Below are 22723 nucleotides of genomic sequence, written 5' to 3'. Positions count from 1 at the left end.
GCATCGAGCCCATGCGCTCGGCACGGCGCCCGCGCGCCTGCCGCAGCGACAGCGGCTGCCGTCAGACCAGGAGACCGAGATGATCGGATTCGAACTCAAGGCCCGTGGCAGCTATGGCTTCAAGCAGTCAAGATCGGCGTGGACCGAAGGCAGCCTGATCGCGCTGAAGGCCGTGGCGCTCGCGGACAACTTCGCGAACAAGACCTCGCAGACCGCCCGGAACGGGACGCTCACCCAGATCGAGCAGCAGTTCAAGAAAATCGCCGATGCGCGGTTCGGCGCGATCTGCTCCTTCGGCCTGGACTTCACCCTTTTCCTCGAGGGTGACATCAAGCTCAAATACTTCTTCGACTCCAGCAAGGATTCGAGCCAGATCCAGAGCGAATTCCTCAATGCGCTGCGTGGGCAGACGGCCAAGCTCGGCGACCAGGTCGTGATCTACATGGCGCAGACCATCGAAGATTTCGTGACCGCGGTCTTCGACAAGACCGACGAGGAAGAGCTGATCCTGCACATCAACGTCGACCTCTAGAGTCGACGCCCATCAGGGCATCCGGCCGGCCCTGCTGGCCGGCCCCTCATTCCTGGTTTCCGTCTTCCCTGCCTGCCCCGGTGCCCCCGGGCTGCGCGGACTCATCGACCGGCAGCAGCCGCGTCGCATCGTCTTCTTCACCGGGAATCACCCACAGCGTGAGCGCCGTGTAGTTGTCGTGGCCCGGCTTGGCGTGTGCCTTGATCTGCGCGTCGAGCAGATCGGTCCACTGGCTGGGGGTGCGCGAGGCATGCAGCGTCTCGACCAGGCATTCGTCGCCCAGCGGCTCCCATACACCGTCGCTGCACAGCAACAGCACGTCGCCCGCCACGAGGCGCATGCGATCCGACACTGCGATGTCGGGCGCCTCCTCGATCGAGCCGAGCGCCGACAAGAGCATGTTGCGCTGCGGATGCAGGCGTGCGCCCTCCTCGTCGAGCATGCCGCCGGCAACCATCTGCTGCACCAGGCTGTGGTCGGTGGTGCGCGCCACGATGGCACCGCCGCGAAAGAGGTACGCCCGGCTGTCGCCGCTGTGCACCCAGGCGAGCGCCTGGTTTTCGAGGTCGATCGCCGCAAAGACGATGGTGGAGCGCATGCCCGCGAGCTTGCCGCCCTCGGCCTGGCGCGCCACCACGTCGCGGTTGGCCTGCTCGACCAGCGTGCGCAGCGTGAATTCGTCCAGCCCCGGCGCCGCCGAGAAGCCGCCCAGCACGCTGCTGCGCGCCGTGGCCGCCGCCACATCGCCGCCGCCATGGCCGCCCGCGCCGTCGGCCACCAGGCAAGCGACGTAGCGCTCGTCATGCCAGTGGCCATGGACGTCCTCGTTGTAGGTGCGGCCGCCCTGTCGGGACAACGTGACGATTTCGATTTCCAAGCGGGGTGCCTCGCGTGTGCTGGTGTTGTTGTGGTGGTGTCGACCGAGGTCGTCGTTCTTCTGCTTTTTTTTCTTCTTCCGCGTCACTGTCCGTCGGACTTCAGGCGCGCCATCTGCTCTTCGTAGGCTTCGAGAAACGCCTTGCCGAAGAGGTTGTGGAAATCGTCTTCCGCCTCGCTCGCGATGCCGCCGTAGAGCGCCACGAACTGGTCCCAGAGCTTGGCCTTGCGGTTGGCCGCGAAGATGGCGTCGAGCGCCGACTTCGCGCTGATCTTCTTCTCGAGCTCCCCGGGCTCGAAGCGCGTGATGACGTGGGCCAGCGCCGCGCGCATGCCCACCATCACGCCGAACTGGTGGGCGCGCAGGTCGTTGAAGGCATCGCGCATCGCGGCCTCGGGCGGCATGAAGCCGCGCACGCCGGGCCCCAGCAGGTGCGCGAGCGCCACTTCCACCGTGGGAGAGAACTTCAGCGGGTTGTTCGCCTGCGCCGCGATCATCGTGACCTCGGCGCGCACCTCGCGCTTGAACTCCTGGCGCGTGAGCAGCAACTGGAGTGTGCCCTCGGTGGCGCTGCGCAGCATCGAGCCGATGCGCTCCATGAGGCCGGGCGTGAGCATCTCGGGCGGCTGGTGCGTGCTGGCCAGGCCGCGCAGGAAGGCGGCGAGCAGCTCGTCATCAGTGGCCGTGCGTTCGGCGCGGGGAGCAGCCGGTGCGGGCGCGCGTTGAACGGGTGGCGGCGGCGGTGGCGGCAGAGGAGGCAGAGCCTCCAGCGGCCTGCTGCCCAACTCGGGGCCGCTGATGCGGATCGGCTGGCCCGTGATGTCGTCGAACTGCGGCAGCACTTCTGCTGGCACTGCGGCCACAGGCGCGGGTGCAGGTGATGGCGGCGGAGGAGGCGGTGGTGGCGGTGGCGTCACAGCCTTCGGCGGCGTGAAGCCGAACTGGTCGATCGGCAAATGGTCGGAGCGCGGCGTCGGCGTGGACGGTGCCGCGCTCTGCAATGCGGCGAGCGGGTCCGCGGACGACGCCGTGTTCGGCTGCAGCAGCGGATCGGCCAGCGGCGACAGCGCGAGCGGGTCGCCGCCAATGCCGCCGCCGCTGTTCATGCCGCCGAACAGCTCGTCGATGCCGGACGCCTTGCCGTGTGCGGGCGGCGCACCGAGGTCGGAGAAATCGTCGAGCGCGCCGATGCCCGCGGCCGGCGCGGAGCTCGGTGTGGGCCCGAGCAGATTGGCGAACGGATCGACCTGCGCGGCCTGCGCGTTGCGCGAGCCCGTTTCCATCGGGTCGGGGAACAGCAGCGAGTCGGCGCTGGCGGGTGCAGCGGCCTTGGCACCGGACGCGGCGGGTGCAGGCGCCGGCGGCGAGCCGAGCCCCGCGAGCAGATCGGCAAAGGGATCGTCACCCGTGCCGCCCGCCGGCGCGGCGGCCGGCGCCGACATGATGGTGTTGGGAATCGCCAGCGAAGGCGGTGCCGCCGCTGCCGTCACGCGCACGCTGAGCTCGAAGCTGCCGACCACCAGCCGCGCGCCGTCGGTGAGCGGCGCTTCCTTGCCCGAGCCCAGCGACACGCCGTTGCACTGCAGCGGATTGCTGCCGCGGTCGATCACGAAGTACTGGCCATCGCGGCACAGCACCTGGGCATGCACGCGCGAGACCGTGCGGTCGGGGTCGTCGAGCACCAGCGTGTTGGTGTCGGCCCGGCCGATGGTGCCCCCGTTGGGTCCGAAGTCGGCGGCGATGGGCTGCCCTGCCGGAGCGCCTTGCCGGGTGATGACAGCGATATGGATCATGAATCGGCCCCCGAGGCTCTAGGCCTTTCTATGCCCGAAAACAGCCCGCGCGCGCAGGGCGTGCACGGGCGAAAAAACTCAGAAGGAGTATTCATTCCGTGGGGCACGTTGGCAATCTCGCCTTAAGAGGTATGCCATTGCAGCCAGGCTGCGACGGCGGTGAAGATGAAGGCGATGAGGAGCCAGGTGCGGGTGGCGGGGTCGACGCGCCTGGCGTTGCGTGCCCAGCGCATCGCGGCCGCAATCAGGAAGACGGCGGCCAGTGCGGCGAGGACGAGCCTGGCCTGCATGGCTAGGCCTCCATCTGCGACAGCAGCCATTGTTGGCGCCATGCCGGTGCCGCCACATTGAACAGCGGGGTGCCCGGCGCCATCAGCGACAGATGGTCAGCGGCGGCAATGCGCTGGCGCTGGCCTCCTGTCTTGAGCACGGTAAGGCAGTGATCCGGAGAGACCGGTCCGCCCACGAAGCAACAGCTGCCGGGCGGAAAGCGATGGCCATTGGCCTGCCACCAGGCATCGATCTTTTCCACATCGGGCCAGGGGAGGCTTTCGTCCTCGTCCATGGCCACGTCTTCATCGTCGGGATCGTCGTTGGGGCCGGCCGCAGGGTGCTCGGGGGGCTTCAGTTCGAGATCTTCGGCGGCAAGGTCCAGCCCGGTGATCGCACTGAAGGCTTCGCCGGCCAGCCGGGCCCGCTTCGGGTCGTTCATCTGCGCAATGAGCCAGGGCACGTAGTGCGGATCGCCGACCGCGCCGATGCCGCGGACCAGGATGCGGAACCAGTCGGCCTCCTGCGCCAGCGCGTGGAGCAGCGCATGGGCCTGCACGGCGGGCAGGACCTTGAGCACCAGCACTGCCGCTGCCGTCTGGCAAGGGCCGGCGGTCCTTGCGAGCGCGACGAGCGTTCGCACCGCGGCTTGCCGGTCGCCGAGCAGCAGCGCGGAGCGGGCCGCTTCGAACCGGCGCCCGGCGTCCTCATGCAACAACCCGCCCACGCAACCGGGCAGCAGGTCGGTGCGACCCAGTTTTCCGGCGACGACGATGGCCTGCCTTGCAGTCGCCACATGGGCCATGGCGGTTTCGAGCACCGCCTCGGGGTCGGCGTGATGCATGGCGCATGCGGCAAGGCCGATGTCGCGGCGAAAGGCATGCGGCGAATCCAGCAGCGCCCGGGTGATGCCGCGCAGCGAAGGGGCCGGCACCCATCCGAAAGCGGAGACCAGGCCCACGCGCGCCTCGGGCACGGCCTCGGCGAGCGACAGCAGGCGTTCGAGCAGCGCGGGGTCGCGGGCGTCGATGGCGCCAACGGCATTCGCGAACACCGCGCCCCGGCTGGGGGCCTCCAGCGCGGCAACGCAGAGGCCGCGCGCGAAGTCACCTGCCACCGCCAGACCGTCGAGACTGGCCGCCAGACGGTCGTCCAGGCGGCGCAGCCGATGCAGCTGGACGTGCGGCGAGCGCAGCAGTTCTGCGCGCGTCGAACGAAGCACGGCGGTGTCGTCCAGGTGCTGCTGCACGATGACAGGGATGGGAGGACGGAGGATCGCGACCATGAGCGCCGGCTTCCCGAGGCTATGCGGACGGTGGAGGGGCGATGCGCACCCAGGTCCGGCCATCGAACGCGAGCAGGTCCGAATGGCCGATGGACCAGAGAACACCGGCGCTCCTGGCAAGAAATCCGAAAGAGTGCGCATCGGCGGGAAGTCCCGGGACAACTTCGAGCACGTCGTCCCGCAACATCAGCAGGCGGTTGGTCGTGCTCATGTAGACCGTTCCATCGAACTCGGTGACCGCCCAGATCGTGTCCCTGAGTTCGGCCTGCGGCAGTTGCGCCCAGCTGAATCCTCGACCGCGCAGCACGGTGCCGGCCCCGCCGCACGCGATGAAATCTCCCGACGAAGTTGCGGCGACCTGCTCCAGTTTCACATTGGTCGGTGAATCGACGGATGTCCACTGTCCGTCCCTGCACAGCCAGATGTCGCCTTTGAATCCCACCGCGTACATCTCGCGCTCGTCGTGCCCGGCCATCGACTTGATGCCCGCGACGTCGTGTATCCGGATGCCTGCATCGACCCGCTGCCAAGTGCCATCTTCCAGCCGCCGATAGACCTGGCGGCACATTCCGTAGGCATACACCGCGGTGCCGATCAGCGACAGCCCCAGGATCCATTGCAGGTTGCTGGGGCCTTCCGGTGAAGCATCGATGAGTTCCGCGCGGCTGCCATTCGCATCGACGACCTGCACGAGGCCATTTCCGGTCACGACAAGCAGTTCCTTTCTCGCGCCGTCATAGGCCAACTGGCAACCGACGCCCAGGCTTGGCATGCATGACCAGTCGCGCCCCGACCTGAAATAGATCAGGTCGCGGTCGATGCCGTCGGCATCGAGCTTCGCGTTGCGCGCCAGCACGACAGCCATCTCCGCGGAGATCAGCCAGCCTGGACCGAAGGTGAGCGGGTTGTTTTCTTGCATGGGTCGCGTCGGCAAAGGGATCAGAGGCTGAATCCCGGCGGGAAGGGAAGCTTCTGCGTCACCGGAGTGGGGTTGAGATAGGGCCGCAACTGTTGCTCGGTCACACCGCGCGCAGCCTCTGTATTGGGAGGAATCCGTTCGGGCGGGTTCAAGCGCCGGTCCGGATCGTCGCCATAGAAATTGTCGAGCTGGGCCTTGATGCACTCGTCGTCGCACATCGGGCTTCCCGCATCGTCGACGAACACCATCTGATGCGCCATCACGCCTCCGGACTTCGCGGCCGCAAAGTCCCAGGGCTGGTTGGCACGGAAGCCACCCGGCATGAAGGATTGCTCGTAGTTGCCCTGGATGACGTGCAACTCCCCATGCTCCGCACGCCACTTGTCGCCGGTCGCACAAACGCAAGGCGCGTCCTCATCCGACCGTATGGCGGGGTTCGTGGCCTTGAGCGCGTCGACGGCGTCCTTCGTGTTCGCCGGTGAACGCAGGCTCTTGTACCAGGGGAAGTCGGCGTTGTCCTTGATCCAGTGGTCTTCCACGAGATGGTGCGGCTGGCTGTAGTGCGGCGAACTCGAGTCGCAGCACAGGTTGGGGGAGAACGGGGCCATCCGGCATTTGCGGGCGCGCCGGCACGCCGCCGCCGCGTCGTTCGATTCGCACAGGGCCCGCTTGCTTGCCGCCACGTTGAGCGTGCCGTCGGACTTTCTCACCTCCCTGCCCGCGCAGGCCGCACTTTCTTCCTGGAAATGCTTGTTGCACGGGTGCGCCGGGTCTGCCAGCGCAGCCTCGTCGATGTAGGGCCAGGGCGAAGTGTTCGACGGAAACGAGGCATGGTTGTGCGTGGTCATGTCCAGGTTGCGCACGACGTTCTCCCCTTCCACCTTCACATCCATCGACCACATCGTGAAGTACACCTTCCCCATATTCTTGCTCGTCATCACGCCCTTCTTCGGCGCGCACCCGGCCTCGTCGCCCATGCTTTTCTTGAAGTAGCTCTTGTTCTTGAGCATGACTTCCTGCCCCGAAATCTTCACGCTGGTCGAACCGTCGCTGGTGTCGCTGGCCATACCGGTATTCGGATAGGGAATCGGCACGCCAGGCGGGGTCGCCGGCGTTTGCGGAGGGGTGAAGCACACATCCGGAAACGCACACGCCGACTTTCCTGCCGCCTGCTTACACGACACCTCCATGTGGTTGGCGTAGACCTGATTGCTCATTGGCATACCCTTGTGCTGCGCACTGCGGTGCGAGCTTGCTTGGGGCGGCCCGTCGCAGCGCTCATGCGGGCACCGTGTATTGCAGGCACAGGGCGGCGCGCTGCCCCGCATCGTTGGAAAGGTGCACGAGGATGTTCGGACCGCAGGTGTATTGCTTGTCGCAGGCCGCCAGTGCCGTGGCGACGATGGCAACGCCCGATGCGGCGCCGATCTCGCCCGTGCATTCGGCCGGATGCCAGATGTCGAATTCCGCCTTGCGTACGCGCAACGTGCGCGAGAGTGCCAGCGACGCTTCCTTGAAGTAGTACTGCTCGCCCGAGTTGTCGGTGATGCGGAAATCCATGTGATGCATCTGGCACCCCGCTTCGGCCAGCGCCGCCTTGATCGCCTGCGCGAGCCCCTCGGCGCGCAACGGTTCCTCGTCGTCGATGCGGGCCGTCTCGCGGCCGAAGCCGATACCGCTGCACAGCAGTTCTCCGGCGCGGCCCTGCGGCCTCCCCAGCAGCAACGCCCCGGCGGCTTCTCCGGGCATGAAGCCATTGGAGTTGTCGTCCGTCAGCAAGCGATCGTGCTGCTCGTAGTAGCTCAGCGTCGGCCAGGACAACAGGCTGTCCGTCGCGGCCACCAGCACGCGCGGGACATTGGCGTCGGCCATCAGCATCCGGGCCTGCGCAAGCGCGGCAGCCAGACCGACCCGCCCCTGCGTGACGATCACCGATGCAGGGGAAAAGACAATGCCGAGCTCCTCCTGAACCTGCGAGAAGAGTTCGTCGTCCAGTCCCGCCATGCGCCCGGGCCGCTCTGCCTCCGCCACGCACAGGATCAAGGGCAATCGCTCCCACTGATCCCTGGGTACATCCGCCAACGCTTCGTCGATCGCCATCGCGGCCATCTTCGCAAGCCTGGTGATGCCACGCCAAGGCTGCGACAACGGCACCTGGTGGGCCATGATCCATTCACTGCCCCCATCGAGAAAGCGTGTCTGCGTCGGGTTCGTCAGCTTGGCGCGGAATGCGGCACAGCACGCGTCCGCGCGCAGCCCGACCGCGGTGACCAGGCCAGTGCGAAGGATGGAGATCGGGGACGCGCTCATGCGGGGGCCGCCTGTCTCGGGTGCATGGGAACCATCACGACCGGAATGGGGAACACCACCTGCTCGCGCTGCTGCCACCACGCCTTGCCCTTCTTCCCGACCAGCACCTGCGCAATCTCGAAGATGCTCTTCCTGAGCGGCCTCGTCACCCGCCACGACAGCGTGAAGCGCTGCGCATCGGGCTCGAGCACCACGGTATCGAGCGTGGCCGTGTAGTCCTCGCGCGCCCCGTGCCTGGGAAAGACATGCACCGGTGCCACCAAGTGCGGAATGGCGAAGCGCGTGATGCCCTCTGGCGTGAGATTGCCGAGCACCACGTCGACCGGCCCCTGCTGGAACATTTCCAGCGGCACCTGCTGGTCCATCGGTGCTGCCTGGTAGTACTGCGGATCGAAATCCGGCGGCAGAAACGGAAAGTGCCTGTCCAGCCATTCGTCGTCATAGGTGCCGGCAAAGCACGACCGTGTGGACCAGCCGCGCCCCACGGGACCGAAAGCCATCGGACGGTAGTTGCCGCCCGGGTCGTGCACTGCGTGGCCGATCTCCTCGGTACGCGGCAGCGGCGCTCCGTCGACCCAGCCCATGCGGATGTGCTTGTGAAAACCGCGGCCCACGGGGTTGGGCATGAAAGCGGCATGTTCCGACGGGTCTTCATGCCGCAGGTCGGTGCCGCCGAACGCAACGTCGTACGACAGCGGCTGCTGCAGGAACACGCCGGGCGGCGAAGCGACCGCGCCGAGCGGTCCGCACTCCCAGTGGCGCGGGCCGACGACAGCCAGGCTCTTGCTCCAGTTGCCCACGCGCACACCCGCCTCGATCTGTGTCGCGGGCTTCCCCTGCGGCGCGTAGGCGCTGCCCAGCAACAGGATGTCGCAACGCTGCTTGCGCGGCGCGAAATCGATCTCGTACACCGGTGCGGAGAGCCCCGGCTCGCCGGTGAAGGTGTCGGCCATCACGAGTGGCACCTGTTCCTCGTGCAACGCGAAATGGCCGGCGGGCGCGTCGGGTGGCGGCATGCGGAAAGTGCCCTTGATGACCACCACGAGCGACTCGCGCCCGCTCGGCTCCAGGCCGATGTTGTAGCTGGCGACCATGCGGGTGGCGTTGATCAGTTCCACGGGCTTCTCCAGGGGCATCAGTTCAATTGCACCGATCCGCCCTTGATGCGATTCACACCCGTGGAGCGGCTCGACACGTAGCTCCCCTGGATCAACACCTTGCCCGCCTTGGTGAGCGTGATGCTGGCCTTGCCGCAGCGCAGCACGAGCTGCTCCTTCGCGTCGACCACCATCCGGCCGCCGTCGACCTCCACATCGACCTGTGCCGGCATCGTGGACAGGTCCGAGACCTCTCCGCCACGCAACACGCCCATCACGATGGGCCGAGCCGGGTCTGCCGCCTCGAACATCAACACGACCTGCCGGCCGATGTGTGCGCCGTGCAGGTCGACCACGCTGCGCGCACGCACGGCCGCGGTGCCGGGCTGGCCCGGAAACACGACGAGGGGCGAGCCGCCGTCGTCCGTGATGGCGATGAGTTCACCCGTCAGCACCGCATTCCACGCGGTGGCGTCCGCGGCCGTTTGCAACTGCGCTTCGATCAGATCCCTGCCGCTCATGGTCGGTCCTCCGTCATGGATGGTTTCAGTTCTGCAAGATCTTCGAGCCCTTGATCACCACGTCGCTGCTGGCCTTGACGTTGATCTTTCCGGAGCCTTCGACCGTGATGTCCTTGCCCTTGATCACGATGGTCCCGTCCTTCTTCATCGTGATGCTCGCGCTGCCCGTCGTGATCGAGATGGAGTCGCCTGCGCTGATGACCAGGTTCTTGCCGACCGTGAGCGCGTCGTCCTTGCCCACGCTGGTGGTGCGCCCCTCCCCCACGCTGCGCGACTCGTTCTTTCCCACGGTGGTCGAGAGGTTCGCCCCCACATCCACCGACCGGTTCGCCCCGATGCTGCTCGACTGATTCGCGCCTACGTTGATCGTCTGGCTTGCCCCCACCGTCACCGCCTGCATCGCCCCCACCGTGATCTCCTGCGCCGCGCCCACGGTGATGGTCTCGTTGATCCCCACCGTGTGCGTGCGCTGCAGCGCCACCGTGGCGGTCTCGCTCGCGCCCACCGTGATCGTGCGGTTCTGCCCGATGGAGATCGTCTCGTTCAGGTCCACCGTCTCCGTGCGGTTCTGGTGGATCGTGATGGTCTCGTTCTTGTCCACCGTTTCGGTGCGCTGCCCGTGCACGGTGATGGTCTCGTTGTTGTCCACCGTCTCGGTGCGGTCGTGCTTGACGTGCGTGGTCTCGTCGTGGTCGATGGTCTTGGTGCGGTCGTGGCCGACCCAGTGGGTCTCGTCGTTCTCGACCTCGATGTCCTGGTTCTTCTCGGCGTGCAGGTAGACCTGCTCGGAGCCCTTCTTGTCCTCGAAGCGGAACTCGTTGCAGTTCGAGGCGCTGCCCTTGGGCGTGGAGCGCGTGCGAAAGCCGCTCTGCGTGTGCGAGCCGAAGGGAATGGGCTGGTCATCGTTGTAGACGCGGCCCACGATGATCGGCCGGTCGGGGTCGCCGTTCAAAAAATCGACGATCACTTCCTGCCCGATGCGCGGAATGAAATACCCGCCCCAGCCCTTGCCCGCCCACGGCTGCGACACGCGCACCCAGCAGGTCGATTTCTCATCGCTCTTGTCGTAGCGGTCCCAGTGAAAGTGCACCTTCACGCGGCCGAAATCGTCGGCATGGATTTCCTCGCCGGCCGGCCCCACCACGATGGCCGACTGCGGCCCGGGCATGACCACGCGGGGCGTGAGGCGCGGCGGGCGGAACGGCACGTCGATCGGCAGCGCGGTGATGAGAAAGGCGCTCGTGCCCTGCAGGTCGCTGCGCAGTGCGGGCGCGCCGGCAATCAGCGCCTCGAGCGCCGGCCGCGCCTCGGCGTTCACCGCATCGTCGGCCAGCGCTTCGCGCAGCGCCCGCTCGATCGGCATCCGCGGCGTGTTGGAAGGAATGCTCTCGTAGCCCGGATGGCTCGCCGCGAAGGTGCAGGCCGCGATCACGTAGTCGCCATCGCGCGCGCCGTCAGGGTCGCCCTCGAAGGTGAAGCTGCGCCCCGCGGTCACGTCGGGCCAGGTGGTCAGCGCCCAGTGGCGCTGGCGGCGCGCGACGATCTCTTCGCCGCGCAGCTTGCCCTTGTCGTCCGCGTCGCCGCCCGAGAAGTAGCCGCCCGCGAATTCGAAGGCCTCGAACTCGGCCAGCTCGTGCTTGTCGGGCGCGCCGCCCGCGGCCTCGAGCTTCTTCTTGATCGACTTGAAGTTGCTGTCCTGCGATGCGTAGGTGCCGGTGTCGAACTGGCGCGCGCTCACCCAGCGCGAGATCTCGTTGTGGCGCGCCTCGGTGGCGTCGGTCGCCGCGTGCCGCAGCGTGCCCTCGACGGGCAGCTTGTCGTGCGCGATGTCGCTCGCGTCCGACAGGTGCATGGTGCCGGGCGCGTCGTGCGCGTCGAACCAGTAATAGATACCTTCGTCTTCCAACAGTCGCGATAGAAACTGGTAGTCGCTTTCCTGGTGCTGCACGCAATAGCGCCGCGGGTTGTGGGTGCCCATCACGTTGCTGGTCTTCGTTTTCTTGAAGCGCTTGATCGGGCTGTCTTCAAAGACGGCATCGAGCACATCCAGCACCTTCTTGTCCTGCAGGATGCGCGAGTTGATGCGCTTGGTGAGCAGCCAGAACCACGAGCGCAGGCCGATGCGGTATTCGAAGTGCCGCCCCACATGACCGGTGCGCTCGAAGCGCACCGCATGGCCCTGGCAGTGGCGCTCGTGCACGCCGCCGTCCTTGTCCTGGAACTCGATGACCACGTCGAACGCGCGGCCCAGGATGTCCTTGGCGTCGAGCGCCCGGTTCTTCGACAGCACGGTGAGCTCGTAGGTGGACGCGCGCGCCAGTGCCTCGTGACCCACGATGCGCCAGAACATCAGCTCGCCGTTGGCGGGCGAATCGCTTTCGATACGGAACTCGTGATCAGCCATCGGTGGCCTTCTCCCCTTCCGCGGCGCCGGGGCGCCGGTGATTGCCGTTGTCTTCTTCTATGGCGCCAGCAGCACCACCAGGGGCTGGCTCGGCACCGTGCGCACGCCCGGGCAGTTGGTGCTGTTCTGCAGCGAGACGCTGGTCAGGCGCGATGCGGGCATGCCCATCCACAGCACGGTGAATGCGCCTGTCAGGTGGCGGCTCGGCCCCATCACCGTTCCGGAAGCCACGCCCAGCAGCACGCCGGAGTTGTCGCCGTTGGTCATGGGAATGGTGGTGCCCAGGTTGTGCGCCGGTGCGCCCATGACCAACACCGTGGGGCAGTTCGGAATCGCCATCGGCCCCATCGCGATGTTCGGATACGGCACCGGGATCGGCGACGGTGCGGCGGGTGTGATGCAGACATCGGGAAACCCCATGTCGGTGCCCATCAGCTGGCAGTTGGCGAACATGCTGTGCTCCGCTTCTTTTTTCTTTCAGCCGAAATGGATCTGCGCGCCCCGCGCCTTGATGAGTTCGCGGCCGTTCACCAACGTGTGCTCGCCCTCCAGTCGCAGCAACTGCTGCGCCTCGCACTCGATGTGCGTGGCGGCCACGCGGTCCATGCCGTCGGTGGTGCGCAGGTAGCTCTTGCTGAAGTGCTGCACCCGGTCCATCACCGAAGACAGCATCGAGCCAACCACCTTGATGTGGGTGCCGATGAAGCTCAATTGCCGGCCCACGACCTCTGCGCTGTCGGTGGCCACGCGGGTCTTCTGCGTGGCAATGTCCAGGTCGTCCGACTTGAGCGCGATGTGTGCGGCCGCCAGTTCGAGCGCACCACCGTCCACCGCGATGCGCATCTGGCCCGGACAACCCACGACGTTGGGTGTGCCTTCCTCCCGCTGCAGTACGCCCATGATCCAGAGCTCGTCGGGCGCAATGCGCAGGCACGCCACGCTGTCGCCCGCAGCCGGCGCGAGCAGGCAACTGGCGGCCCGCCTGGCGTGAAGCCGCAGTTCGCCGCTGGTCACGACGAGTGCGCCCCTGTCGCCCCTGTCGCTCCTGTCGCTCCTGTCGTCGATGCCGACAATGCCCACGCACCACTCGCCGGCGATGGCCTTGGCGGCGCGGTGTTTGCGGGCCGGGGCGACGGCGGGTTTCTTCAGTGTTGCGTTCATGGTGTCTTTCCTTGTTCTTTCCGTTCGATGGGTCGCGTTCAGGCGACCAGCGGTTGCCAGCGTTCGGACGCCAACAGGTCGGGATCGGATTCGATGGCCCGCGCGCGGTCGCTCATCTGGGCGTTGTCGGTGAGTGCACCGTGCAGCACCGCGCGCAGCATCGTGGCCCGTCGCAGGTCTGTTGCGGTGAGGTCGGCATGCCGGAAGTCGGCGTAGGTGAGCTCGGCGCCACTGAAGTTGGCGCCTTGCAGCTTCGCGTCGGCGAAGTGCGTCTGGTAGAGGTCGCAGCCGGCGAAGTTGGCATGCGGCAGCACCGCGCCGGTGAACAGCGCCTGCCGCAGCCGGGCGCCCGAAAAGTCGATGCCCTTGCCCGTGGCCGCGCAGAAGATCGTGAGCGGCGCGATCGCCTTGACGAACTTAGCGCCATCCAGGACGGCGCCCTGGAAGTTGCATTGCTGCAGCTTGACGCCGCTGAAGTCGGCACCGCCCAGGTCGGTCGATGTGAACTGGCAGCCGTCCAGCGTCAACCCCGCGAACGACATGCCTTTGAGCGAGGTCTTGAAGAACACGTTGCGCAGCATCTGCCCGCCGACCCAGGTGAGGTGCGAGAGATCGCACTCGTTGATGGTGGTGTATTGCCAGCTGGTGTCGTCGGCATTCACGTCGAGCAATATCGAATGGGTGATGACCGCGCCGTCCAGCCGCGCGCCGCGCAGCACCGCGTGTTCGAGCCGGCAGCGGGTCAAGGTGGCCATCGACAGCGCCGACTCGGCCAGTTGCGCATGCGACATCTCGCATTCGGCAAAGACTGCGCCGTGCAGGTCGCACTGGCGCAGGTCCGCATGATCGAGGATGCAGCGGTTGAACACCGCCTTTCGCAGTGTCGCGCCCGAGGCCAGGGCGCCGCGCAGGTCGCAGTGGTCGAACACGGCCTCGCGCAGGTCGGCACCGCGCAAGTCGACCTCGGCGAAGTTGATGTTCGAGAAGACGGCGCCGGCGAGCATCAATCGCGCATAGGCGCCCTTGCGCAGGTCGAGCCCTTCCAGCGCCTCGCCGAGGCTGACGGCCATGGACAGCAGGTTCGGCGTCATGCCATGGCCTGTTCTTCGGGGCTCAGCCGCGGCCAGGTGCGCGCGCGCTTGAGCAGCGCGCCATCGAAGCTGGTCGAACCGTCCAGGCGCACACGGCTGAGGTCGGCGCCGAACAGGTTGCTGCGACGCAGGTCCGCGCCACGCAAGTTGGCCGACTGGAAGATCGCGTCGCTGAAGTTCACGCCCGACAGCAGCGCGTTCACGCACCCGGCCTTTCGCAGCAACGCCCCCTTGGCGCTGGACAGCCGCAGGTCTGCGCCCTCCAGCTGCGCCTCGCACAGGTTGGCGCCGTCCAGCACCGCCCGGACCAGCTTGGCGCCGCGCAGGTCGCAGGCGCCGAAGTTGAAGTTGCGCAGGTTGGCCTGGCTCAGGTCCGCGCCGACGAGGCTCGAGTCCTTCACCGTCACGGTGCCCACGCACTGCGCCCCCATGAGCTTCGCACCGTCGAGCCTGGAGGTCGCGAAGGTGGCGGCATCCAGCTTCGCTTCGTGCATGTCCACGCCCGAGAGATCCGAGTGCAGGAAGTTGCATGCGGAGAGGTCTGCCTCCGGCCAGCGCATGCCGCGCAGGTCGAGCTTGTGAAACAGCTGGCCGGCCAGCAGCGCACCGGTCCAGTCGGCGTTGCCCCAGCTCGTTTCAAGCAGGTTGGCCTTGGCGAACCTCGCGCGCCGCATCTGGGTGTCGGCGAAGGCGCAATGCATCAGCGTCGCCTCGGTGAAGTCCGCGTCGTCGAAAACGCCGTGCGCAAGCACGGCCTTGCCCAGGTTGGCTTTCGCGAATTTCGCGCCGATGGCAATGGCGCCCTGCAGGTTCGCATGTGCGAGCACGGCGCCCGACAGGTTGGCGCCCGAGAGATTGGTCTGCGCGAAGTTCACGCTCTCCAGCCACGCACCCTCGAAGTTCACGTCCCTCAGGTCCAGGCCCGACAGATCCGCGCCGGTGAGGTCGATACCCGCGAAGAACTTGATGCCGGCCGCGCTGGCGCGGGCCATTTCGCTGCGCAGCGTGGCGGCTTCCTCCGCCGGCATGGCAAAGGCCGGCGGCTGCATGTGCGCCGACTGCAGGTAGCCCGCGCGATGCGCATCCTCGATGCGGCACAGCTTGGGAAACAGCGGCCGCAGGTCGGGTGGCTGCGTGGTGCTGCTCGCGAGCGCCTGCATTTGGACCAGATGCTTGTCGGGGTCGTAGGTGGGTGGCCCGCGGTGCTGCAGCGAGGCGATGTCGATCTTGTTCTCTTCGGCGAACGCCAGTGCTTTCTCGACGGCAGTGACGGCATCCTCGATCGCCGCCCACTTCTGCGCTTCGGCCTCCTTCATCTTCTGCAGCAGGTAGGCAGGCAGGGCATCGCCGGTGGGAACTTTCTCGCGCGGCGGCATCCGGATCCCGAGGGCATCGGGGTCCTTGCCCATCGCAACGACTTTCTCGCGCGCGATCTCCACGTCCAGCTCGGCGCGGCGACGCTGGGCTTCGCCCTGGAATCCTTCCAGCGCGAACGGCGACTTCGCGGCCTCGACCTCGGGGTCGAGGGTGCTGGCGCCTTCGGGCAGCAGGTCGCTGTCGACCAGGGCGTAGACGGCGCCCATCTTCGGGTCGGCGCGCTTTGCTGCGGCATCCAGGTAGTGGGCATCGGTCCTGGCCTGGCCCACCCGCTCGACGGCCCCCATGAGGCTCACCACGTCGGAGCCGTCGTCGGTGCCGACCTCGGCCAGTCCCTGGAAGATCGCGATGCAGCGCTCGGCATGCGGAAAGAACCACACGGTCGTGAGGCGCAACGGCACCTCGCGCACCTTGGGCTCGCCCACTTCCATCCTGTAGCCGACGAACACACGCGCCCGCATGCCGGGCAGGCGGCCTTCAACCAACCGCTTGTCGGGATGCATGTTCTCGAACGAGAAAGGCTCGTCGCCCACGAGCGCTTCTCCCATCCACTGGTCGGACGGCGCCAGGTTGAAGTAGCGCCAGTCGGTATCGGGGGCGAAGCCGGGCGCGTGCTGTTTCAGGTAGTCGGCGTCGTAGGTGCCGCGGTACTGCACGCGCTGCGGATGCATCACGTCGAGCGCGCCCATGCCCGCGGGTGCGACGGCCTGGTCGGGTCGCAGCAGGCGATCCCCGGGCAATTCGATGTTGGGCAGCCACGCCACCCCGTCGGTTTTCTGCCGGCCGCGCCCGCCCGGGTTGGGGGCGAAGTCGGGGCCGCCGTAGGCGCGGGACCAGTCCAGCGGCATCTGCGCGAACGGCTGGGCGGCGCTGGGGCGCGTGCCGTCCCAATAGCGGTCTCCCAGTACCAGCAGCGTCTTCTCCCGTGTGCCAAAGCGCGCGCGCACGGCACAGCCGTCGGCACGGTCGGGCGAAGTGAAGGCCCGGCCATGCACCAGGAACTCCGGCGTGAGCTTGGCCACGCCCTCGTCGATCAGAGGCTGCGCCATTTCCTTCCCGAGGAACGACCACATCGACTGCTCGGCCCAGAGCGTGCCGCGCTCGCCCTGCGCGAAGGGCAGGTACAGGCACGCGCTGATGCTCAGGCCGAAGCGCTTGCGGAACTCGATGGGGCGCGTCGAAAGGCCGAGCGCCTGGGGTTTGAGGACTTGCATGGTCGCGTCTGGCGTTCTCTCTCAGGGCACCCCGCCGCTCGGCGGCACCCCGCCGTCCATCGGATCGGACGGTGGCGGTGGCGGTGGCGGTGGCGGCGGCGGCGGCGGTGGCGGTGGCGGTGGCGGTGGCGGTGGTGGCGGTGGCGGTGGCGGTGGCGGTGGCGGTGGCGGTGGTGGTGGTGGTGGTGGCGGTGGCGGTGGCGGTGGTGGTGGTGGCGTTGGCGTCCACTCCTGCGTCGGCTCCGGCGTAGCGGCCTCGCCTTCCGGCGGCGGTGGGGGGGGCGGAGGGGCCGGGGTGTTGTCGGCCAGGCGGGACGTATCGTCCGCCCACTGCTCCGCACCCGTTTTGAGACCCAGCACGGTCCCCAGGCCTTCGGCCAGGATGACGGGGATGGTCCCGACGACAGGAACCGCGGCAACGATGCCTTCGATGCGCCGACGCTCGGTGTAGCCCGCCAGCGCCCTCAACCTGTCGCCCAATCCCGGGAGGTCCGCGAGATCGGCTTCAGCCGCGGCATCCTTGAGCTGCTGGGCCGCATCGGCGTACTGCTTCAGCGTGGCGGCAACGTCCTTCTTGACGCTCTCGACGCCCGCAACGAAACCCAGCGCGCCGGCAACTGCAGCGCCACCGGCGCCTCCCATGCCGGTGCCGGGCGAGAACGTGTGCAGGGTCGCCTGTTTCACTTCGATGGGGAATGCCTGGATCTCGGGTGCGACGCCGGACGACAGCTTCACCCCCAACGCCGTCTCGACGGCCAGGCCGACGAAGTTGTTGACGGCCAGCGCCAGCGCGTTGTCGATGCTCATCCCGATGAAGGTCGAGCGCGCCATGCCCAGGTTGGCTTCGCTGTTCGTGCCGATGTAGCCGCTCGAGTTCGGGCCCAGCACCGTGGTGTTGGAGCCGACCGACGTGGCGTCGATGTTGCCCACCGCCATCATCTCGATGCCGGTGTTGCTCATCAGCTTGATCTTGTTGGCCATCAGGTGCAGCGGGCCCTTGGGCACCGTGATGTATTTCGAGTTTGCCCCCGTCACCAGCCAGTCGATGTGACCGGCCTCGAAGGTCATGTTCGCGGCCTTGTAGGTCACGTTGCCGCTGACGGTGATGGTCTGGTTGCCGACCACGTTGCGCGTCTCGCCGGCGCGCGAGGTGTCGGTGCGCGCGCCGGTCACATCGGTCAGGCTGGTTCCGGTGACGATGGTCTTGTCGTCGATGTCGACATGCGTGGTCCGGTTGCCCACCACCTGGTTGTTCTGGTTGCCCTTGACGGTGTTCTTCTGGTCGACCACCACCATGTTGGTGTCGTTGCGCGTCACCGTGTTCTTGCGGTCGCGGTCCACCAGCGTCGTCTGGTCGCGCTTGACGGTGACGGTCTGGTCGCGGTCGATGGTGGTCGAGTCGTCGCGCTCGACGCTGCGGCTCATGTCCAACTCGGCGTGGATGTTGATGTTCTCCTCGCCCTTCTTGTCCTCGAACATGATCTCGTTGAAGTTCGCGGGGCCGCCGCCGGGCGTGGAACGGGTCTTGAAGCCGCTCTGCGTGGGCGACTTGTACGGAATCGGCTGGTCGTCGTTGTAGACACGGCCGACGATCACCGGGCGGTCCGGGTCGCCGTTCAGGAAGTCGACGATCACCTCCTGGCCGATGCGCGGAATGAAATACCCGCCCCAGCCCTTGCCGCCCCAGGGCTGCGACACCCGCACCCAGCAGGTCGACTTCTCGTTGCTCTCGTCGTAGCGGTCCCAGTGGAAGTGCACCTTCACGCGGCCTTGATCGTCCACATGCAACTCATCGCCGGCCGGGCCGACCACGATGGCCGTCTGCGGGCCGGGCATGGTCACGCGCGGCGTGAGGCGCGGCGGCCGGTAGGCGCGCTCCATCGGAATCGCGGTGATCAGGAAGGCGCTCACGCCCGGCTGCGAGCTGTTGAGCATCGGCGTGCCGGCGATCAGGTCTTGCAGCACCTGCAGCGTGTCGGCGTTCACCGCATCGTCGCGCAGCACATCGGCCAGTGACGTGTGCACCTGCTGGGGCGTTGCCCCGCCAGCGCCCACGCTTTCATAACCGGGGTGGCTCGCCATGAAGGTGCAGGCCGCGATCACGTACTCGCCATCGCGCGTGCCGTCGGGGTCGCCCTCGAACTTGAAGCTTCGTCCGGCCGTCACGTCGGGCCAGGTGGTGAGCGCCCAGTGACGATCGCGGCGCGCGTTGAGCTCGTCGCCGCGCAGCTTCGTGCGGTTCTCGCCGTCGTCGCCGGTGAAGTAGCCGCCCGGGAATTCGAACTCCTCGAAGTCGGCCAGCTCGTGGTCGTCCTTCACGTCGATGGCGGCGCCCAGCTTCTTCTTGATCGCCTTGAAGTCGCTGTCGCGCGAGGCCTGCTTGCCGGTGTCGAACTGGCGCGAACTCACCCAGCGCGAGATCTCGTTGTGCCGCGCCTCGGTCGCGTCGCTGGGCATGTAGCTCAAGGTGCCTTCGACCGGCAGCTTCTCGTGCGCCATGTCGCTCGCGTCCGACAGGTGCATGGTGCCGGGCGCGTCGTGCGCGTCGAACCAGTAGTAGATGCCCTCGTCCTCCAGCAGGCGCGAGAGGAACTGGTAGTCGTTCTCCTGGTGCTGCACGCAGTAGCGCCGGGGCGTGTGGGTGCCGATGACGTTGCCGGCCTTGGTCTTCTTGAAGCGCTTGATCGGGCTGTCTTCGAACACCGCGTCGAGCACCTCCAGGATCTTCTTGTCCTGCAGGATGCGCGAGTTGGTGCGCTTGGTGAGCAGCCAGAACCACGAGCGCAGCGTGATGCGGTATTCGAAATGCCGGCCCACGTGCCCCGCGCGCACGAAGCGCACCGCGTGGCCCTGGCAGTGCCGCTCGTGCTTGGCTCCGCCTTTGTCGTGGAACTCGATGACCACATCGAACGCACGGCCCAGGATGTCCTTGGCATCGAGCGCCTTGTTCTTCGAGAGCACGGTGAGCTCGTAGGCCGACGGGCGCGCAAGGGCCTCATGACCCACGATGCGCCAGAACATCAAATCGTCCTTGGCGGGTGAATCGGTCTCGATGCGGAACTCGTGGTCGGCCATTTTTTACTCTTGAAAGATGGAGCAGCTCAATCGAACGCGTAGGTGAAGTCGGCGTCTTTGACATCCAGCGCAACACGGCGGATCTCTCCGCCGGACGCCAGGCGTTGCAGGTACTCGACGGAAATCGTGGGCAGCACCGTGTTGGTCAGGATCGCGTCGATCACGCGGCCGCCCGACTCCGGGTCCTGGCAGCGCGCGACCACCTGCTCGATCACCGCCTCGGTGTATTCGAAGGGCACGCCGTGGTTGGTCTCCACGCGCTTCTTGATGCGGCCCAGCTGCAGGCGCACGATCTTCTTCATCATGTCCGGCGACAGCGGGTAGTAGGGAATGGTGACGATGCGGCCCAGCAGCGCGGGCGGGAACACCTTCATGAGCGGCGCCTTCAGCGCATCGGCCAGCGCGTTCGAGTCGGGCAGGAGCTCGGGGTCGCGGCACATGCTCATCACGAGCTCGCTGCCGGCGTTGGTGGTGAGCAGGATGATCGTGTTCTTGAAATCGATCATGCGGCCCTCGCCGTCTTCCATCCAGCCCTTGTCGAACACCTGGAAGAAGATCTCGTGCACGTCGGGGTGGGCCTTCTCCACTTCGTCGAGCAGCACCACGCTGTAGGGACGGCGGCGCACCGCCTCGGTCAGGATGCCGCCTTCGCCGTAGCCCACGTAGCCGGGCGGCGCGCCCTTGAGCGTGGAGACGGTGTGCGCCTCCTGGAACTCGCTCATGTTGATGGTGATGATGTTCTGCTCGCCGCCGTAGAGCGCTTCGGCCAGTGCGAGCGCGGTCTCGGTCTTGCCGACGCCCGAGGTGCCGCACAGCATGAAGACGCCGATGGGTTTCTGCGGGTTGTCCAGCCGTGCACGCGAGGTCTGGATGCGGCGCGCGATCATCTCCAGGCCGTGCTTCTGGCCGATGACGCGCTGGTTGAGCGTGTCGGCGAGCTTGAGCACGGCCTCCACTTCGTTCTTGACCATGCGGCCGACCGGAATGCCGGTCCAGTCCGCGACGACAGAGGCCACGGCCTGTTCATCGACCGACGGAAGAATAAGCGGCGACTCGCCCTGCACCGCATGAATCTTGGCTTGCAGCTCGTGCAGTTCGGCGAGCAGCGCGGCGCGGTCGTGCGCGGGGACAGCAGCAGCGGCCGGGTCTGCCGGCGCGGCGGCGGCCGTTGCATCGGCTGCAGTCGCAGGCGCATCCACCGGCTTGTTGCCCGCACGCAATTTGCTGCGCAATTCAAGCAGCCGGTCGACCAGCCCCTTCTCTTCCTGCCAGCGCGCATTCAGCGCTTCGAGCTGCAGCTTCGATTCGACCAGCAGCGCCTCCACCTGCGCCGAGCGCTTGGTCACGTCGATGCCGATGGTGGCCTCGCGGCCGATGATCTCCTGCTCGACCGTGAGCCCTTCGATGCGGCGCATGCAGTCTTCCACCTCGGGCGGCGTCGCGTGCTGCGACACGGCCACGCGGGCACATGCGGTATCGAGCAGGCTCACCGCCTTGTCGGGCAGCTGGCGCGCGGGAATGTAGCGGTGCGAGAGCTTGACCGCTGCTTCGATGGCCTCGTCGAGCAGCTGCACGCGGTGGTGCTTCTCGAGCACGCTGGCCACGCCGCGCAGCATCAATATCGCCTTCACCTCGTCGGGCTCGGGCACCTGCACGACCTGGAAGCGGCGGGTGAGTGCCGGGTCCTTCTCGATGTACTTCTTGTACTCGGCCCAGGTGGTCGCGCCGATGGTGCGCAGGTTGCCGCGCGCGAGCGCGGGCTTGAGCAGGTTGGCCGCATCGCCGGTGCCGGCCGCGCCGCCCGCGCCCACGAGCGTGTGGATCTCGTCGATGAACAGGATGATCGGCGTCGGCGAGCTCTGCACCTCGTCGATCACCTGGCGCAGCCGCTGCTCGAACTCGCCCTTCATGCTCGCGCCGGCCTGCAGGAGGCCGATGTCGAGCGTGAGCAGCTTCACGTCCTTGAGTTGCGGCGGCACGTCGCCGCGCGCGAGGCGCTGCGCAAAACCTTCCACCACCGCGGTCTTGCCGACGCCGGCCTCCCCGGTCAGCAGCGGATTGTTCTGGCGGCGGCGCATGAGGATGTCGACGATCTGGCGGATTTCCTCGTCCCGCCCGGTCACCGGATCCATCTCTCCCTTCTTGGCTTTCTCCGTGAGGTCGACAGCAAATTTCTTGAGCGCATCGCCCTTGCCCATGGCCGCGGGCGCCATCGCGCCCGAGTCTTCGCCGGGCGCACCGCTTCCCATGCCGGTGCCGTCCTGCGCGCGCATCTGCGATTCGGGCGAGGCATCGCACACCTTCGGGAAGTTGTCGGCCAGGTCCTCGACCTTGATCTTCTCGAACTGCTTGGACAAGTTGAACAGCGGGTTGCGCAGGCTCTGCGTCTTCAGCATGCCCACCAGGATGTAGCCGGTGCGCACCTGCGCTTCGCCGAACTGCAGCGTGGCGTAGGTCCATGCGCGTTCGATGGCGTTCTCGATGTGTGGCGAGAAGTCGCTGATCGCGGTGGCGCCGCGCGGCAGGCGGTCCAGCGCGGCGGTCATGTCCTTGGCAATCACCGACACATCGAGGCCGTAGTGCTGGATCACGCGGTGCAGGTCGGAGTCCTGCGCCTGCAGCAGCTGGGCGAACCAGTGCTCCAGCTCCACGTACGGATTGCCCCGCATCTTGCAGAACACCGTGGCGCCTTCGATGGCCTTGTAGGCCAGCGAATTGAGTTTGCCGAAGAGGGCGGTGCGACTGATTTCACTCATGGAGGACTCCGTATCTGTTGAAGACGATTCGTGCCGGGAAA

Annotated in this window: 17 protein-coding genes; 1 reads left to right on the top strand and 16 read right to left on the bottom strand. The window is 67.0% G+C overall.

Going from position 1 to position 22723, the window contains the following annotated elements; genetic code table 11:
- Positions 1 to 79: 79 nt before the first annotated feature.
- Positions 80 to 532 carry a hypothetical protein gene (locus ACSFA7_RS17840; protein WP_435500613.1) on the top strand — a complete coding sequence of 151 codons (453 nt, stop codon included), beginning with the start codon at positions 80 to 82 and terminating at the stop codon, positions 530 to 532.
- A gap of 46 nt (positions 533 to 578) precedes the next feature.
- Here the strand turns inward: ACSFA7_RS17840 and ACSFA7_RS17835 are convergent, their stop codons facing one another.
- The 16 genes from ACSFA7_RS17835 to tssH form a co-directional block, all read right to left on the bottom strand.
- Positions 579 to 1409: a PP2C family protein-serine/threonine phosphatase gene (locus ACSFA7_RS17835; protein WP_435500612.1), complete on the bottom strand. Its 831-nt coding sequence runs from the start codon at positions 1407 to 1409 to the stop codon at positions 579 to 581.
- A gap of 83 nt (positions 1410 to 1492) precedes the next feature.
- Positions 1493 to 3202, bottom strand: a complete 1710-nt coding sequence (tagH, locus tag ACSFA7_RS17830) for a type VI secretion system-associated FHA domain protein TagH (protein ID WP_435500611.1) — start codon at positions 3200 to 3202, stop codon at positions 1493 to 1495.
- A gap of 122 nt (positions 3203 to 3324) precedes the next feature.
- Positions 3325 to 3492 carry a hypothetical protein gene (locus ACSFA7_RS17825; protein ID WP_435500610.1) on the bottom strand — a complete coding sequence of 56 codons (168 nt, stop codon included), beginning with the start codon at positions 3490 to 3492 and terminating at the stop codon, positions 3325 to 3327.
- Between the two features lie 2 nt (positions 3493 to 3494).
- Positions 3495 to 4757 (bottom strand): TIGR02270 family protein, encoded by a 1263-nt coding sequence (locus ACSFA7_RS17820; RefSeq protein WP_435500609.1) that lies wholly within the window; start codon positions 4755 to 4757, stop codon positions 3495 to 3497.
- Positions 4758 to 4776: 19 nt separating this feature from the next.
- Positions 4777 to 5676: a beta propeller repeat protein gene (locus tag ACSFA7_RS17815; RefSeq protein ID WP_435500608.1), complete on the bottom strand. Its 900-nt coding sequence runs from the start codon at positions 5674 to 5676 to the stop codon at positions 4777 to 4779.
- A gap of 20 nt (positions 5677 to 5696) precedes the next feature.
- The gene (locus ACSFA7_RS17810) at positions 5697 to 6893 is read right to left on the bottom strand and encodes a PAAR-like domain-containing protein (protein ID WP_435500607.1); all 1197 of its coding nucleotides are present in this window, start codon (positions 6891 to 6893) and stop codon (positions 5697 to 5699) included.
- Positions 6894 to 6954: 61 nt separating this feature from the next.
- Entirely contained in the window at positions 6955 to 7986 is a 1032-nt protein-coding gene (locus tag ACSFA7_RS17805; RefSeq protein ID WP_435500606.1) for a hypothetical protein, read from the bottom strand.
- Positions 7983 to 9104, bottom strand: a complete 1122-nt coding sequence (locus tag ACSFA7_RS17800; RefSeq protein ID WP_435500605.1) for a DUF2169 family type VI secretion system accessory protein — start codon at positions 9102 to 9104, stop codon at positions 7983 to 7985. The genes ACSFA7_RS17805 and ACSFA7_RS17800 overlap by 4 nt, the downstream gene beginning before the upstream one ends.
- A gap of 17 nt (positions 9105 to 9121) precedes the next feature.
- Positions 9122 to 9604, bottom strand: a complete 483-nt coding sequence (locus tag ACSFA7_RS17795; RefSeq protein WP_435500604.1) for a DUF6484 domain-containing protein — start codon at positions 9602 to 9604, stop codon at positions 9122 to 9124.
- Positions 9605 to 9629: 25 nt separating this feature from the next.
- A complete protein-coding gene (locus ACSFA7_RS17790) occupies positions 9630 to 12008 on the bottom strand; it encodes a type VI secretion system Vgr family protein (RefSeq protein WP_435500603.1) in 2379 nt (792 codons plus the stop codon).
- Positions 12009 to 12065: 57 nt separating this feature from the next.
- Complete coding sequence (locus ACSFA7_RS17785; protein ID WP_435500602.1) at positions 12066 to 12461, bottom strand: DUF4150 domain-containing protein; 396 nt, start codon at positions 12459 to 12461, stop codon at positions 12066 to 12068.
- A gap of 24 nt (positions 12462 to 12485) precedes the next feature.
- Positions 12486 to 13169 carry a DUF3540 domain-containing protein gene (locus ACSFA7_RS17780; protein ID WP_435500601.1) on the bottom strand — a complete coding sequence of 228 codons (684 nt, stop codon included), beginning with the start codon at positions 13167 to 13169 and terminating at the stop codon, positions 12486 to 12488.
- Between the two features lie 38 nt (positions 13170 to 13207).
- Positions 13208 to 14260, bottom strand: coding sequence for a pentapeptide repeat-containing protein (locus tag ACSFA7_RS17775; protein ID WP_435500600.1), 1053 nt, complete (start codon positions 14258 to 14260; stop codon positions 13208 to 13210).
- Positions 14257 to 16851, bottom strand: a complete 2595-nt coding sequence (locus ACSFA7_RS17770) for a DUF2169 family type VI secretion system accessory protein (RefSeq protein ID WP_435500599.1) — start codon at positions 16849 to 16851, stop codon at positions 14257 to 14259. The genes ACSFA7_RS17775 and ACSFA7_RS17770 overlap by 4 nt, the downstream gene beginning before the upstream one ends.
- A 21-nt stretch (positions 16852 to 16872) precedes the next feature.
- Complete coding sequence (locus ACSFA7_RS17765) at positions 16873 to 19926, bottom strand: type VI secretion system Vgr family protein (protein WP_435500598.1); 3054 nt, start codon at positions 19924 to 19926, stop codon at positions 16873 to 16875.
- A 26-nt stretch (positions 19927 to 19952) separates the two neighbouring features.
- Positions 19953 to 22682, bottom strand: coding sequence for a type VI secretion system ATPase TssH (tssH, locus tag ACSFA7_RS17760; protein ID WP_435500597.1), 2730 nt, complete (start codon positions 22680 to 22682; stop codon positions 19953 to 19955).
- Between the last annotated feature and the right edge of the window lie 41 nt (positions 22683 to 22723).

It is taken from the genome of Variovorax trehalosi (genome assembly GCF_051216415.1).
GTDB lineage: Bacteria > Pseudomonadota > Gammaproteobacteria > Burkholderiales > Burkholderiaceae_C > Variovorax.
This window is presented reverse-complemented; position numbering and strand designations above follow the sequence as displayed.